Source organism: Paenarthrobacter sp. AB444 (assembly GCF_028736865.1).
Lineage (GTDB): Bacteria > Actinomycetota > Actinomycetes > Actinomycetales > Micrococcaceae > Arthrobacter > Arthrobacter nicotinovorans_B.
Genome location: NZ_JAQZBY010000010.1, coordinates 124,051 through 139,113 on the forward strand (window position 1 = coordinate 124,051; position 15,063 = coordinate 139,113).

The 15,063-nt window shown below is 62.9% G+C and carries 13 protein-coding genes; 5 read left to right on the plus strand and 8 right to left on the minus strand.

All coding sequences use genetic code 11. The features are described from left to right. Positions 1 to 11: 11 nt before the first annotated feature. A complete protein-coding gene (htpX, locus tag PQ627_RS13650; RefSeq protein ID WP_144659323.1) occupies positions 12 to 881 on the minus strand; it encodes a zinc metalloprotease HtpX in 870 nt (289 codons plus the stop codon). A 109-nt stretch (positions 882 to 990) separates the two neighbouring features. After that, positions 991 to 2,262 carry an MFS transporter gene (locus tag PQ627_RS13655; protein WP_144659322.1) on the minus strand — a complete coding sequence of 424 codons (1,272 nt, stop codon included), beginning with the start codon at positions 2,260 to 2,262 and terminating at the stop codon, positions 991 to 993. A 57-nt stretch (positions 2,263 to 2,319) separates the two neighbouring features. On the opposite strand from PQ627_RS13655, the gene PQ627_RS13660 reads away from it, so the two are divergent. The 4 genes from PQ627_RS13660 (at position 2,320) to PQ627_RS13675 (ending at position 5,879) form a co-directional block, all read left to right on the plus strand. Further along, positions 2,320 to 3,096, plus strand: coding sequence for a hypothetical protein (locus PQ627_RS13660; protein ID WP_274261846.1), 777 nt, complete (start codon positions 2,320 to 2,322; stop codon positions 3,094 to 3,096). A 30-nt stretch (positions 3,097 to 3,126) separates the two neighbouring features. Next, the gene (locus tag PQ627_RS13665) at positions 3,127 to 3,606 is read left to right on the plus strand and encodes a Fur family transcriptional regulator (protein ID WP_144659320.1); all 480 of its coding nucleotides are present in this window, start codon (positions 3,127 to 3,129) and stop codon (positions 3,604 to 3,606) included. 14 nt (positions 3,607 to 3,620) lie between these two features. Continuing rightward, complete coding sequence (locus tag PQ627_RS13670) at positions 3,621 to 5,105, plus strand: catalase (protein WP_144659319.1); 1,485 nt, start codon at positions 3,621 to 3,623, stop codon at positions 5,103 to 5,105. 138 nt (positions 5,106 to 5,243) lie between these two features. Beyond that, complete coding sequence (locus PQ627_RS13675; protein ID WP_274261849.1) at positions 5,244 to 5,879, plus strand: DUF2461 domain-containing protein; 636 nt, start codon at positions 5,244 to 5,246, stop codon at positions 5,877 to 5,879. Positions 5,880 to 6,004: 125 nt separating this feature from the next. Here the strand turns inward: PQ627_RS13675 and PQ627_RS13680 are convergent, their stop codons facing one another. The 6 genes from PQ627_RS13680 to PQ627_RS13705 all read right to left on the minus strand — a co-directional run bounded on the left by PQ627_RS13680 (position 6,005) and on the right by PQ627_RS13705 (position 13,845). After that, positions 6,005 to 7,561, minus strand: a complete 1,557-nt coding sequence (locus tag PQ627_RS13680) for an APC family permease (protein WP_274261851.1) — start codon at positions 7,559 to 7,561, stop codon at positions 6,005 to 6,007. Positions 7,562 to 7,740: 179 nt separating this feature from the next. Next, positions 7,741 to 8,157 carry a DUF779 domain-containing protein gene (locus PQ627_RS13685; RefSeq protein ID WP_144659316.1) on the minus strand — a complete coding sequence of 139 codons (417 nt, stop codon included), beginning with the start codon at positions 8,155 to 8,157 and terminating at the stop codon, positions 7,741 to 7,743. After that, the gene (gene adhP, locus PQ627_RS13690) at positions 8,157 to 9,167 is read right to left on the minus strand and encodes an alcohol dehydrogenase AdhP (RefSeq protein ID WP_144659680.1); all 1,011 of its coding nucleotides are present in this window, start codon (positions 9,165 to 9,167) and stop codon (positions 8,157 to 8,159) included. Before adhP ends, PQ627_RS13685 begins: the two co-directional genes overlap by 1 nt. 108 nt (positions 9,168 to 9,275) lie before the next feature. Then, positions 9,276 to 10,799 (minus strand): acetaldehyde dehydrogenase ExaC, encoded by a 1,524-nt coding sequence (exaC, locus tag PQ627_RS13695; RefSeq protein ID WP_274261854.1) that lies wholly within the window; start codon positions 10,797 to 10,799, stop codon positions 9,276 to 9,278. A 96-nt stretch (positions 10,800 to 10,895) separates the two neighbouring features. Then, positions 10,896 to 12,239, minus strand: coding sequence for a helix-turn-helix domain-containing protein (locus PQ627_RS13700; protein ID WP_144659314.1), 1,344 nt, complete (start codon positions 12,237 to 12,239; stop codon positions 10,896 to 10,898). A gap of 163 nt (positions 12,240 to 12,402) precedes the next feature. Continuing rightward, positions 12,403 to 13,845 (minus strand): FAD-dependent oxidoreductase, encoded by a 1,443-nt coding sequence (locus PQ627_RS13705; protein ID WP_274261856.1) that lies wholly within the window; start codon positions 13,843 to 13,845, stop codon positions 12,403 to 12,405. Positions 13,846 to 13,963: 118 nt separating this feature from the next. Between PQ627_RS13705 and rarD the strand changes: the two genes are divergently transcribed. Continuing rightward, complete coding sequence (gene rarD, locus PQ627_RS13710) at positions 13,964 to 15,058, plus strand: EamA family transporter RarD (RefSeq protein ID WP_274261859.1); 1,095 nt, start codon at positions 13,964 to 13,966, stop codon at positions 15,056 to 15,058. The last annotated feature ends 5 nt before the right edge of the window (positions 15,059 to 15,063 follow it).

The following is a 15,063-nucleotide window of genomic DNA, read 5'->3' on the forward strand; positions in this document are numbered from 1 at the left end:
GTGTTGCGTCCCTAGGAGAGCGGCCGCCCCGCCATCCTTTCCAGCCGGCTGATCCGTTCCTTCATGGGCGGGTGGGTGGAGAACATGCGCCGCATGCCGCCGCCCCTGAAAGGGTTGGCGATCATCAGGTGCGAGGCATTGACCAAGCGCTGGTCCTGCGGAAGTGGCAACTGGCTCACCCCGGACTCGATCTTACGCAGGGCCGAGGCCAATGCCAGGGGATCGCCAGTGAGTTCGGCACCGTCCTCATCCGCGTCGAACTCGCGGGTGCGGGAGATCGCCATCTGGATGAGTGAGGCCGCAAAGGGTGCCAGCAGCGCCATGGCGATAGTGGCAAGGGGGTTTGCATTGCGCCGGTCGCCACCGCCAAAGATCAGCAGCATCTGGCCAACCGAGGTGATCACGCCGGCCACGGCAGCAGCCACCGAGGACGTGAGGATGTCGCGGTTGTACACGTGCATCAGCTCATGGCCCAGCACACCCCGGAGTTCCCGTGCGTCCAGAAGGTGCAGGATTCCCTCCGTGCAGCACACGGCGGCGTTCTTCGGATTGCGACCGGTAGCGAAGGCGTTGGGCGTCATGGTAGGTGACAGGTAGATCCGCGGCATGGGCTTGTTGGCCCGGACGGACAGCTCCCGGACGATCTGGTACAACTGTGGCGCCTGGGCCTCGGTCACGGGGTACGCGGCCATGGAGCGGATGGCGATTTTGTCGCTGTTCCAATAGCCATAGGCAGTGGTACCGACGCCGATCAAGGCCATAATCCAGATGGGGGCGGTGCTGCGGGTTCCTGAGGCGATGATGGCACCCAAACCCAACAACACCGCCCACAGCACGCCGAACAGCGCCGCGGTTTTGAGTCCATTGTTGTGTTTGTGCACGTTTCCTTCGTCCTCTTTCGTCGCCTCTTGCGGGGGTTCTTTAGCTTAAACGTCGACGTCGGCCGCCCTGTTCCGGCGGCTACGGCACCGGCGTCTAGGGCAACGGGTGCTACGGCACCGGGTGCTTCGAATCGTAGGCGACGAACCCGGGTTGGATGCGCGAGGCCAGCCACGCCAGCACAATGCACAGAACGCCGCCGAGCAGCAGCACTCCGCCCTCACTGAGGAACTTCGTCACTCCACCGGCAAGCATGTCCCCCACCCGTGGCCCGCCCGCGACCACCACAATGAACACCCCTTGCAGCCGCCCGCGCAAATGGTCGGGAGTGGCGGCCTGGAGGATGGTGGTACGGAAGACAGCACTCACGGAATCGGAAATGCCGGCGAGCGCACAGCAGAGCGCCGCCGGTATCAGCCAGGGCGTGGTTCCGTTACGTCCCGAGTCTCCAGCCAGGAGCACCACCAGGCCAAAGCCGGCAATCGAGGCACCCCAGCCCATGACCGACCACACCACGGCGCTGCCCTGCCGGCGTACCCTGCCCAACGGCCCTGAGAACAGGCCGGCAAGGAACGCCCCCACTGCCGTGGACGCAAGCAGCACGCCGACAGTGGTTTCGCCTCCCCCGATCATCACAGCACCAATAGCCGGCATCAGCGCCCTGGGTTGTGCGCAGATCATGGCGATCAGGTCAATCACGAAGGTCATGCGGACATTTGGACGCCCGCCCAGGAAGCGAAACCCCTCCACCACTGAACGGAATCCGGGCCGCACTGCATCCTTGGACGGTGGCAGTGGCGGGAGCTTGAAGAGCCCCCACAGCGCAAAGGTAAAGCTGATGACGTCGATGGTGTAGGTCCACCCGAAGCCGATGGTGGCCACGAGCACGCCGGCCAACAGGGGTCCCGCGGTCATCGAAAGACCGAATGTCAGCATGTTCAGGGCATTGGCAGCCGGCAGCAGGTCCTTGCGGACCAGGAGCGGAATAATCGCGCTTCTGGCCGGACCGTTGATGCCCTGCGCGCCGCTTTGGATGGCCACCAGCGCGTAGAGCACCCAGATATTGCCAATCTCCAGCCATGCCTGCAAAGCCAGCCCGGCCGTGGTCAACCAAAGGACCAGGGAGGCAATCAGGGCCACTTTCCGCCGATCGTAGGCATCGGAGATGGAGCCGCCGTAGAGACCTGCAATCACCAACGGAACCAGCGCGAAGATGCCCAGCAATCCTACATAGAGACTTTCCTGGGTCAGCCGGTAGACCTCCAGGCTGACGGCAACAAGGGTCAGTTGGGTGCCGATGGCCGCAACGGATGCCCCGAGCCAGAGCCGGCGAAAAGCAGGACTCTCCCTGAGCGGAGTGATGTCTGCCAGTAGTTTTGCCACCGTCCAACCCTAACCAGCCCCGGGGCTTGGTAGGCTCACCCCGGGGAAGGAGTTGACATGGTCATGTCGCGACGTTTGCTGTACCGTTCGGACTTTTGGGAGATCGCCCGGCCACGCCACCCCCTCACTGCCGGACACGTAGTGATCCGTTTGTCCGATCCCTCCATCGACTTCGCGCTCCCGTCAGCAGCGGACTGGCTGCTCTGCCACCAGCTGGCGCGGACAGCCCTTGCGAAGGTTCTCGGAGCCAGTCAGTGCGCCGTCATGTTCGCCTACCAGTGGCACCCCTTGGGAGCCGGGCTGGGTGAACCGGTGGCTGAGTCCTCAACGCCGACGTTCCACCTTTTCGGTCGTTGGGCTGGGGAAACCACGACGCCGGGACAGCAGCTTTCGCTGCCTGCCCACCGTCGGGCGGTGCTGCCGGAGTCCGGGCTCGAGGTGACCGACAAAGCGATACGCGAGGCCCTCCGGAGCGAGCGACCCACAGCGGACCGGGCCGTCGAACATGCGGCGGAGGCCGCCGTCGTACCTCTCCTTGAACCGACCCCACTGGTGCGGACTGTTGCGGCGGGTCCCCGCCACACGGTTCTCGAACCCGTGGGAGGTGCGGCGTCGATCCGTGAATTCAGGCCGGCTGATCTCCTCGCCGTCGCCGCGTCGCTGCGTGCGTTACCGCTGTCCGCCGGCGTCAGCGGCTTCAGTTGCCTGGCGCTCGAATCACCAGCACCGCAGACACCGCTGCGGATCCACGCGCTGGGTCGGTCCGCGGCGGAAGTCGTGAATCCGCTCCTGGAATTATTACGTTCACCGGAAGTTAGCCTCGCCTTATTGTGAACTTATCAAAATAAGTGTTTGAATGGATGCATGACGGATCACACAGCTGAGCAGCAAGCATGGGCGGCGGCCCTGCATGCCCACGGCCGCCGTGTGACCAAACAGCGGCTTGCAGTGCTCGCCGCGGTCCAGCACCATCCGCATTCCCCGGCAGAAGGCATCCTTGCCGCTGCCCGCGAAGAACTTCCCGAACTGACGGCGCAGTCTGTTTATGTGGTTCTCAGCGACCTCACGGACCTGCAGATGCTGCGCCGCTTCGAGCCCCCGCACTCCCCGGCGCTCTATGAAACCCGGGTTGGCGACAACCACCACCACGCCGTCTGCATCAGCTGCGGCAAGGTGGAGGACGTGGACTGCGCAGTGGGACACGCACCGTGCCTCACTCCGCACTGGAATGAAAATTCCAAGCCCATGACCATCCAGATCGCAGACGTCCTCTATCAGGGCATCTGCCAGGATTGCCAGGCCAAACAACAGCTTCCCGTACTACCTTCCGTAACCCAGAAATAAGAAAAAGGAGAATGATGACCGCGAACATCTCGACCACACAGTCGGGTGCCCCTGTCACTTCCGACGCGCACTCCAAGTCCGTCGGCGCTGACGGTGCCATCATCCTGACCGACCACTACCTGGTGGAAAAGCTCGCACAGTTCAACCGCGAGCGCGTCCCGGAGCGTGTTGTGCACGCAAAGGGTGGCGGCGCTTTCGGTACGTTCAAGACCACTTCCGACGTTTCCGCCTACACCAAGGCAGCTTTCCTTCAGCCGGGAGCCGAGACGGACATGCTGATCCGTTTCTCCTCCGTTGCAGGCGAGAACGGTTCTCCCGACACGTGGCGCGATCCCCGCGGTTTCGCCGTGAAGTTCTACACCTCCGAGGGCAACTACGACCTCGTGGGCAACAACACCCCGGTGTTCTTCATCCGCGACGGCATCAAGTTCCCGGACTTCATCCACTCCCAGAAGCGCCTCCCGGGTACCCACCTGCGCGACGCTGACATGCAGTGGGACTTCTGGACCCTCTCCCCCGAGTCCGCACACCAGGTCACCTGGCTCATGGGCGACCGCGGCCTGCCGGCTTCCTGGCGTGAAATGCAGGGCTACGGCTCGCATACCTACCAGTGGATCAATGCTGCCGGCGAGCGTTTCTGGGTCAAGTACCACTTCAAGTCCAACCAGGGCGTCAACTCCATCACCGGTGAGCAGGCTGAAGCACTGGCCGGTTCGGATGCAGACTTCTACATCCGCGACCTCTCCGAGAACATCGAAGCCGGCAACTTCCCTTCGTGGGAACTGCACGTCCAGGTCATGCCTTACGAGGACGCCAAGACGTACCGCTTCAACCCGTTCGACCTCACCAAGGTGTGGCCGCACTCTGACTACCCGCTGATCCACGTGGGCACCATGGAGCTGAACAAGAACCCGGAGAACTACTTCGCGCAGATCGAGCAGGCCACCTTCGCGCCGTCGAACTTCGTGCCGGGCATCGCTGCTTCCCCGGACAAGATGCTGCAGGCCCGCATCTTCTCCTACGCCGACGCACACCGTTACCGCGTGGGTACCAACCACGCCCAGATCCCGGTGAACCAGCCGAAGAACCAGGTCAACAACTACAGCCAGGATGGCCAGGGACGTTACCTGTTCAACTCCCCGTCCACCCCGGTCTACGCACCGAACTCGGTCGGTGGCCCCGCAGCAGTCGAGCCGGCTTCCCCCGCCGGTGGCTGGGAGAACGACGGCGAGCTCACCCTCTCCGCGCACACCCTGCACGCTGAGGATGACGACTTCGGCCAGGCCGGTACCCTGTACCGCGAGGTCTACGACGAGGCCGCCAAGGCACGCTTCCTCGAGACCATCACCGGTGCCGTTGGCGGCGTGAAGAACGCCGACATCAAGGAACGCGCCATCCAGTACTGGACCAACGTTGACGCCGAACTCGGCGCCAAGCTGCGCGCCAACCTCGGCGCTGGCCAGACCACGTCCGACGCTGAAGCAGCCAACAAGCTCTAAGCGTTCGGCTTTCAGAACACCCCGCTGCGGATCCATCCGCGGCGGGGTGTTCTTTTTGCTTTTCCACATAGCCGCTTCTTTCCACATAGCAGGCTCTACCTATGGCTGATCAGTCCTGGGGATTCATAGGATCCCTTCATGGACACATTCACAGGCATTCAGACAGCCGCTTTCCGCTTCTACGAGGACCTTGAAGAGAACAACAACCGTGAGTGGTGGCTGGAACATAAAAGCACGTACGACGCCGAGGTCAGGGAGCCGCTGACAGCTCTCCTTGCGGAGTTGGAGCCCAGGTTCGGGCCGGCAAAGATCTTCCGCCCCAACCGGGACATCAGGTTCTCCCAGGACAAGTCTCCGTATAAGACCGCGCAGGGCGCCTTTGCTGCCACCCGGGAAGGCGTTGGCTACTACGTGCAGATCAGCGCCGACGGGCTCCTCATTGGCGGCGGTTACCATTCCCACACGCCGGCGCAGCTGGCCCGCTTCCGGGCAGCAGTGGATGCTCCGGAGAGTGGCCAGGAGCTGCAGAAGATCATCGACGCCGTAGCGGAAGCAGGATTCGCGATTGAAGGCGAGAAGTTGAAGACCATCCCCCGCGGTTTCGACAAGGACCATCCGAGGGCAGAGTTGCTCAAGCATAAGTCACTGTCGGCCGGGGTGGAGGTGGGGCAGCCGGAATGGTTGTCCACTGCTGCGGCCAAGGACCAAATCGCTGCCCGGTGGGAGGTGCTGAGGCCTTTGGTGCAATGGGTCGGCGAGCACGCGGCACCGTAAGGATGTTGACGGCCCCGGGACGCAGAAACGCCCGAAAACCAGTGGTTCCCGGGCGTCTCCGTGATGGAAAAGCAGGCAGCTGTCTGACAAGCTGCTACCCGCATCAAACGTGCAGGCAGACGCAATCAGACCTTGGAGAGGTTGTCTTCGTCCTCGTCGCCGTCGCTCTGTCGGCTTTCGGTGGGGCCATCGACGGAGGCCTTGGCGGAAGCGAACTTCTCGTTGAGCCTGGAGTGCCGCTGGCCGTAGGCGAAGTAGATCGCCATGCCGATGACCAGCCAGATCGCAAAGAAGATCCAGGTTTCCACGGCCAGGTTGGTCATGAGGTAGAGGCACAACACTGCCGAGACCCAGGGCAGAACCTTGCCGAACGGAACGCGGAAGGCAGGCTTGAGGTCGGGACGCTTCTTGCGGAGCACCAGGATACCCAGGCTGACCATGACGAAGGCCGAAAGCGTTCCGATGTTGATCATTTCCTCAAGGAGGTCCACCTTGGTTACGCCGGCGACGATGGCAACTGCGGCACCACAGATGATCTGCAAGCGGGCCGGGGTAGCCCGCTTGTCGCTCGTCTTGGACAAGGAGCGGGGCAGCAGTCCATCGCGGCTCATGGCCAGGACCACGCGGGACAGGCCCATGAGGAGCACCATGATCACGGTCGTCAGGCCCACCAGGGAGCCGAAGGCGATGACCTTGGCTGCGTCGGTGTTGCCCACGGCCTCGAATGCGGTGGTCAGCGTCGGGTTTTTGACCTCAGCCAATTGGGTGTAGGAAACCATGCCGGTCAACGCGAGGGAGACCAGGATGTAGAGCAAGGTGACCAGGGCCAGGCCACCGAAGATGCCGCGGGGCAGTGTCTTCTGCGGGTTCTTGACCTCTTCGGCGGAGGTGGCCACCACGTCAAAGCCGATGAAGGCGAAGAACACCAGTGCAGCGCCGGCGAAGATTCCGAGGGTTCCGTACTGCGCAGGAGCGGCACCGGTCAGGAAGCCGAAGAACGACTGCTTCATGACGTCGGCCGCACCGTTTCCGGCCGTAGGCTCGGAGGCCGGGACAAACGGCGTGTAGTTGGAGAACTTCACGTAGCTGAAGCCCACTACGATCACGAACAGCACGACAGCGATCTTGATCATGGTGAAGACGTTGCCCACGCGGGCGGACAGCTTTGTCCCCAGCACCAGCAGCACCGTAAAGATTGCGACGATCAGGAAGGCACCCCAATAGAGGTCGATGCCGAACACGCTGACGGAGGGCGGCATCTCAACTCCCATCAAACCGAACACGGTACTGAGGTAGATGCCCCAGTACTTCGCGATCACGGCAGCAGCAGTGAAGAGCTCAAGAATAAGGTTCCAACCGATGATCCAGGCCAGGACCTCGCCCATCGTGGCGTACGTGAAGACGTAGGCGGAACCCGCCACGGGGATGGCGGTCGCGAACTCGGCGTAGCACATGATGGCCAGAGCACAGGTGACAGCGGCGATGGCGAAGGAGATGGTGACGGCGGGGCCGGCAAAGTTGGCGGCAGCCTTGGCGCCCACCGAGAAGATACCGGCGCCGACGGCAACCGCGACGCCCATGATCATGAGGTCCCAGGTACTCAGACTGCGCTTGAGCTTGCGACCGGGTTCGTCGGAATCGGCGATCGACTGCTCAATCGACTTGGTCCTGAAAATGTTCATAAAAATGCCACATTCTGGAGGGGGGTGGTATAGGACTCATCAAGAATAGTGTCCGGCCAATGGACGGCCATATTTATCCCAAATAGTGAGACGCTCCCCGTAGTCCTGTGACAGTTGAGGCTGTTGTGACGCGGCCGAGTTGCCCGCATCACACCAGCCTCATGCCCGACTTCATGTAGCTAAACGCCAGGTACGTCCCAATCCATCAGTGTTGACCGGATCAGGAAGCGCTTGCCCTCGGGTGCCTCAACTGAGAAACCGCTCCCCCGCCCTGAAACAACATCCACTGTCAGATGGGTGTGCGACCAGTAGTTGAACTGTTCCCGGGACATCCAGAACTCCAAGGGCTGTGGCTCCGAGGCTGTGCCGAGTTCGAACCGGCCCAGAAGGACATCCGAATCGCCGGTCAGGAACTCCCCCGCCGGATAACACATGGGTGCGGAGCCATCGCAGCAGCCACCGGATTGATGGAACATCAACGGGCCGTGCTGCGCCCACAACGTGCGGAGAAGATCCACGGACGCCGCGGTGAGCGCCACCCGGGAGAAATCCTCTCCGGGCAGCGTCACCGCAGCTTCCAATGCAGAGCTGGTCATCAGAACTTCAGAACCACTCGGCCGTCGATCTTTGCGTGTTTCATTTCGTCGAACACCGCGTTGACCTCGGACAACTCCCGGGTGGAGACCGTTGGCTTGATCTTCCCCTGGGCATAGAACTCCAGTGCTTCTTCAAGGTCCTGCCTGGTGCCCACAATCGAACCCCGGACCGTGAGGCCCTTGAGGACAATCTCGAAGATCGGCGCCGGAAAATCCCCTGGGGGAAGGCCATTGAAGACGATCGTCCCGCCGCGCCGGGCCATGCCGATGGCCTGACCGAAGGCCGAGGGGTGCACGGCCGTCACCAGCACCCCATGGCAGCCGCCGGTTTCCCGTTGGATCACCTCGGCGGGATCCTCATGCAACGCGTTGACGGTCAGCTCGGCACCGTGTTCCTTTGCCAGCGCCAGCTTGTCGTCGGCGATGTCCACAGCGGCAACACGCAAGCCCATCGCCACGGCATACTGAACCGCGATATGGCCCAGGCCGCCGATGCCGGAAATGGTGACCCACTGCCCCGGCTTGGCCTCGGTCATCTTGAGACCCTTGTACACCGTCACACCGGCACAGAGGACCGGAGCAACCTCCACAGGGTCCGAGCCTTCCGGGATGCGGGCTGCAAAGCGTGTGTCCACCAGCATGTACTCACCGAAAGAGCCATCCACGCTGTAGCCGCCGTTCTGCTGGGACTCGCACAGTGTTTCCCATCCGGTCCTGCAGTACTGGCAGTCTCCGCAGGCAGACCACAGCCAGGCGTTGCCCAGGAGATCACCGACGGCAACGTCAGTAACCCCTTCGCCCAAAGCCACTACTTCGCCCACTCCTTCGTGCCCTGGAATGAACGGTGGCGTGGGTTTGACGGGCCAGTCGCCTTCGGCGGCGTGCAAATCCGTATGACATACCCCCGACGTCAGGAGGCGGACCAGCGCTTGGCCGGGACCCGGCGTCGGACGTTCAACCTCCTTGACCGTGAGGTCGGTTCCAAACTCCGTGACTACTGCTGCTTGCATCGTGTTCGACAATTGACGATCTCCTTTGATCCCTGCGAATAATTGGAGTTTTTTGTACAGCTAATGCCCTTAAGAAGGCTCCATAAGGGCATTTGCTGTACAAAACTCCTAGAAGAAGCCGAGCTTGTTCTCGTTGTAGCTGACCAGGAGGTTCTTGGTCTGCTGGTAGTGGTCCAGCATCATGGCGTGGTTTTCACGGCCAATGCCTGAGGACTTGTAGCCACCGAAGGCGGCACCTGCCGGATAGGCGTGGTAGTTGTTGACCCACACGCGGCCGGCCTGGATTTCCCGGCCTGCGCGGTAGGCGACATTTCCGTTGCGCGACCAGACGCCGGCGCCAAGTCCATAGAGGGTGTCGTTGGCGATGCCGATGGCGTCGTTGTAGTCGCTGAACCTGGTGACGGACACTACCGGGCCGAAGATCTCCTCCTGGAAGATCCGCATCCTGTTGTGTCCCTCGAAGATGGTGGGTTGGACGTAGTAGCCGCCGGCCAGATCACCGGAGAGCTCGGCCCGGGCACCACCGGTCAGAACCTTGGCACCCTCCTGCTTTCCAATGTCGATGTAGGACAGGATTTTCTCCAGTTGGTCGTTGGAGGCCTGTGCACCGATCTGGGTTTCCGTATCCAGCGGGTTGCCCTGGATGATCTTGTTGGTCCGGGCCACGACGTCGGCCATGAAGGAGTCGTAGATGCCTTCCTGGACCAGGGCGCGGGACGGGCAAGTGCAGACTTCGCCCTGGTTGAACGCGAAGAGCGTGAAGCCCTCCTGCGCCTTGTCGTAGAAGGCGTCGTTCTGGGCGGCGACGTCGTCGAAGAAGATGTTCGGGCTCTTGCCGCCAAGCTCCAAGGTGACGGGGATGAGGTTGTTGGAAGCGTACTGGCTGATCAACCGGCCAGTGGTGGTCTCACCCGTGAAAGCGATCTTGCGGATGCGCGGGCTGGAAGCCAGCGGCTTGCCTGCCTCGACGCCGAATCCGTTGACCACGTTGACGACGCCGGCCGGCAGGAGATCACTGATCAGTTCCATGAGGACCAGGATGGACGTCGGCGTCTGCTCGGCAGGCTTGAGGACAACCGCGTTTCCGGCCGCGAGTGCCGGCGCCAATTTCCAGACAGCCATGAGGATGGGGAAGTTCCAGGGGATGATCTGGCCGACAACGCCCAGCGGCTCCTTGAAGTGGTACGCCGTGGTGTCCTCATCCAATTGGGAGAGTCCGCCTTCCTGGGCGCGGACGGCCGAGGCGAAGTAGCGGAAGTGGTCGGCTGCCAGCGGGATGTCGGCGTTGAGGGTCTCGCGGACCGGCTTTCCGTTGTCCCAGGTCTCTGCGACGGCCAGAAGTTCAACGTTCTCGTCGATGCGGTCGGCGATCTTGTTCAGGATCGCGGCGCGTTCGGTGGCGGAGGTCTTTCCCCAGGATGGCGCGACTTTGTGGGCTGCGTCCAGCGCGAGCTCGATGTCCTCCGAGGTTCCCCGGGCAACTTCGCAGAAGGCCTTGCCTGTTACTGGGGTGATGTTCTCAAAGTAGGCGCCCTTGACCGGGGCGACCCATTCGCCGCCAATCCAGTTCTCGTAACGGTCCTTGAAGGTGACCTTCGAACCCTCGGCACCCGGCTGTGCGTAAACGGTCATTGCTAGCTCCTTTGCTGCGAATCACTGTGGCTCTCGCCATTGATCCGAGCCTAGGAGCCGGGAGGTTGCAGCTACGTTGCAACAGTGTGAGTCAGCTCACGCCTGCAGTTCCCTGTCGATCCGCTCAAGGTCGGCCACCACCGCGGCGCGCTTGGGTGAGCGGGGCGGCAGCAGCTTCAGGACCGCAAGGCGGAGGTCGACGTCGTACTTCGCCTCCGGCAGTTCCGCGTACTTGAGCAGCGAATCGACGCTGCCGTCGCTCAGCAGCGCCTCCCGCAACAGATGCGAGACCCGCTCGCGCAACTGCACGACGCCGGGCGCCTCCGACCGCGGCAAAAGCGCACCTTTGTAGATTTCCAAGGCTATGCGGTGGGCGCCGCGCTGCAGGCAACTCAGGACCTGGCCGGAATCGGGAAGCAACTCGACGGGCAGCCGGTACGGCCGCGACTCGGGCACAGCGTCAGGGCTGAGTTCCTGGATGACCTTGCGGAGGCGGACCATCTCGGCGCGGAGAGTCACGGACGATCCCTCGCCTGGGTAAAGCTCGGCGCACAGATCATCAGCGCTCAACCCATCCGGATGGTTGCCGAGAATGGCCAGGATCTCGCTGTGGCGCGCTGACAAGGAGACTGTCCGGCCATCGATGCTGAGCAGCGCCTGGTCGCGCCCCAGAAGCTGGAGGCTGTTGCGGTACAAAGCCTGGCCGCCCGTGGCGGCTGCGCTCCGGCGTCGTGGTTTGTCGCGGACTGCCGCGGCGAGCTGCAAGCGTTCGATGCGCAACTGTGCCTGGGCGGCAGCGACCGTTGCTTCCACCAGCGAGAGCGTGTGCGGTGCGACGGCGGTTTCGGTCCCGGTGATGTCCACGACGCCCAACACTGCGCCGGAGTCGGGATCGTGGAAGGGAACCGCGGTGCAGCTCCAGGGATGGACGGACCGCTTGAAATGCTCGGCCCCGGAGATCTGGATGCTGCGGTCAAGGGCCAATGCCGTGCCCGGAGCGCTGGTGCCCACGGAGGCTTCGGACCAGTCGGCGCCGGCGACGAACATCATGCCTTCGGCGCGGCGTTGCATGACGGGGTCGCCGTCCACCCACAAAAGCCGTCCGACGTCGTCGCCTACGGCCACCAGCAGGCCGCTGTCATGGCTCGGCTGGACCAGCAGCTTCTTGATCACGGGCATGATGGTGGCCAAAGGGTGCTGCCGCCTGTACTCCTCGAGCTCATCGCGGTCCATGGCCAGGGGGGCTTCGGGTACGTCGGGGTTGGCCTTCAAGTTGGCCGAACGTTGCCACGACTCATGGACGAGACGCCTGATTCCCGCGATCTCATCGGCGGTTCCGGCGCGCCAGGCCTCCAAGTGTTCGTGGCCGGCCAGGGCGCGCTTCTGCAGCAGCTCCGCGGCGTCATTGCCGGGAACCACCGGGTGGATTGGATTCCTCACTCGAACTCCCCTGGGTCCTGTGCGTTATGGCCTCGCGTGGTGGGCAACGCGTGTGGTGGGCAGCACAGTACCGACGAGTATAGTTCGCCGGATGGAGTTTTTGTACAGCTAATGCCCCTGAGGCGCCCGAGTAAGCGCATTAGCTGTACAAAAACTCCGGAGGTCAGGGGCGGGAGATGCGGATCATTTCCTCGCGCGGGACAACCTTGATGCGCTCGCGGACCACGCCGTTCCCGTCTTCGGAGGCGGCGGCGGCTGAGGACCACTCAGCACCGAGGGCAGCTTCGTGTGCGTCCAGCCGGTTCCAGCCTTCCCACGTGGTGTATTCGATGCCGCGTTCTTCCAGGAGGTCGATGATGGCCTGCGGGTCCGGGTTTTCGGCCGGGGGCAGGTTCAAACGGTCCTCGAGGAGGCAGCCGATGGTTTCCAGTGCATCGCCCTTGGTGTGCCCGATCAACCCCACTGGTCCGCGCTTGATCCAGCCGGTGGCGTAGATTCCCGGCACGGGTTCCCCGTCGGCACCCAGGACGCGGCCGCCGTCGTTCGGAATGACGCCGCGGCGGGCGTCGTACGGCAGCTCCTCCAGCGGCGAGCCGTGGTAGCCGATGGCCCGGTAGACCGACTGGACCGGGTATTCGAGGAACTCCCCGGTTCCCTTGACGTTGCCTGTCCCGTCCAGTTCCATCCGCTCAAACTTCATCGCCACAACCTTGCCCGGGGTCTCGGGTGAGTCGAGGACTTCCACCGGGCTGTGCAGGAAGTGCAGGTGAAGGCGGCGGGACGAGGGCTGCTCGGCTTCAGCATGCTCCTCCACCAGCCAGTTGGTCATGGTGTTGACCATGGTCTTGATCTGGTTGTTGGTCCGGATTGCCTCGTCCGAGGCCTCGTCGAATTCGAAATCCTCCGGGTACAGGACGATGTCCACGTCCTTGCAGTGCGAGAGTTCGCGCAGTTCCAAGGGCGTGAACTTGACCTGGGCAGGCCCGCGCCGGCCGAAAACGTGGACGTCGGTCACGGGCGAGCTCTTCAACCCTTGGTACACGTTGTCCGGAATCTCGGTGACAAGCAGCTCCTCCGGGTGCTTGACCAGCATGCGCGCAACGTCCAAGGCGACGTTGCCATTGCCGATCACCGCGATTTCCTTGGCGTCCAGCGGCCAATCGCGGGGCACGTCCGGGTGTCCGTCGTACCAGGAGACAAAGTCCGCGCCGCCAAAGGAGCCTTCCAGCCCAATGCCGGGAATGTTCAGGTCTGCGTCCTTGATGGCTCCGGTGGAGAAGATCACGGCGTCATAGAAAGCGCGGAAGTCGTGAAGGGTCAGGTCCCTGCCGTAGGTCACGTTGCCCAGGAAGCGTATGTCCCCGCGGTCCAGCACCTTGTGCAAGGCGTTCACGATGCCCTTGATGCGGGGATGGTCCGGCGCTACACCGTATCGAATCAACCCGTAGGGCGCGGGGTACGCCTCGAAGAGGTCGATGCTCACTTCCACGTGCCCGTCTTTGACTTCGTTGGACTTGGTGAGGATGTCCGCGGCATAGACACCGGCGGGACCCGCGCCCACAATGGCGACGCGAAGCGGACGATTGGTTGCGGCTGAGTCTGACACCGTGAGCCCTTCCGAAGCAGTGAGCCACGCCGCTGTTGGTGGCGCGCAGATTTCAATTCTAGGTGTCGGCCCCACACCGGGCCGCTTATATGGCAGGAGTCACAAAAATACCCAAAGATTGCGGAATATTGCGGGGAACGCCGGTGTTGGCCCCAGTGTGTCGACTCCGGATCAGATCATCTCAGGCTCCCCTTCAAACCAGCCCACGACGGCGGTAGCCGGGAGCGGAGGCGACGGAACCGGCGGTGCCGGCAAGCAAGGCACCGGGGGCGCCGGCAAGCCCGTGCGGAGCGAGTCGACGGCGGGAATCCTGTTCGGCATCGGCGCTTACGGGCTGTGGGGCCTGCTCCCCCTGTACTTCTTCATCCTGATGCCTGCGGGTGCGATCGAAATCGTGGCCAACCGCGTTGTCTGGTCCTTGATCTTCTGCGCACTGCTGATCACCATCACCCGGTCCTGGCGGATTTTCGGCGCCGCGTTGAAGGACCGCAGCGTCTTCGGTCCCTTGGCCTTGGCTGCCATCCTCATCGCCATCAACTGGCTCACGTACACCTTCGGCGTCACCACCGGCCACGCCGTGGAAACCTCGCTGGGATACTTCATCAACCCCTTGGTCTCGGTCCTTTTGGGCGTCTTTGTCCTCAAGGAGAAGCTACGCCCCCTGCAGTGGACAGCGGTGGGCATCGGCTTCGTGGCGGTCGGCGTCCTGACGTTCTCCTACGGGCAACTCCCGTGGATCGCCCTGATCCTGGCCTTCAGCTTTGGCCTTTACGGCTTTGTGAAGAAGCGGGTGGGCCCCAAGGTCGATGCCCTCACGAGCCTCAGTGTCGAGACCATGGTGCTGGCTCCCTTCGCAGCGATCACCATGGTGGTCCTGGGTGTTGCGGGGGCCGAAACCCTCACGACCATGGGCGCCGGACACTTCTGGCTGATGGTAGCCTCGGGCGTCATCACCGCTGTTCCGCTGCTCTTCTTCGGCGCTTCCGCACGCCGCCTGCCGATGACCACCATCGGCCTGCTCCAGTACTTTGCCCCGATCCTCCAGTTCGTTGTGGCACTGCTTGTGTTCCACGAAACCATGACCGCTGCCCGCTGGATCGGCTTCTGCGTGGTCTGGCTTGCCCTGGTCCTGTTGACGATCGACATGCTACGGACCACCAGGAAGAACTCGGCGCTGAAGAAGCAGGCGCGGCTGTCCGCCGTCGAGGCCTGAACCGC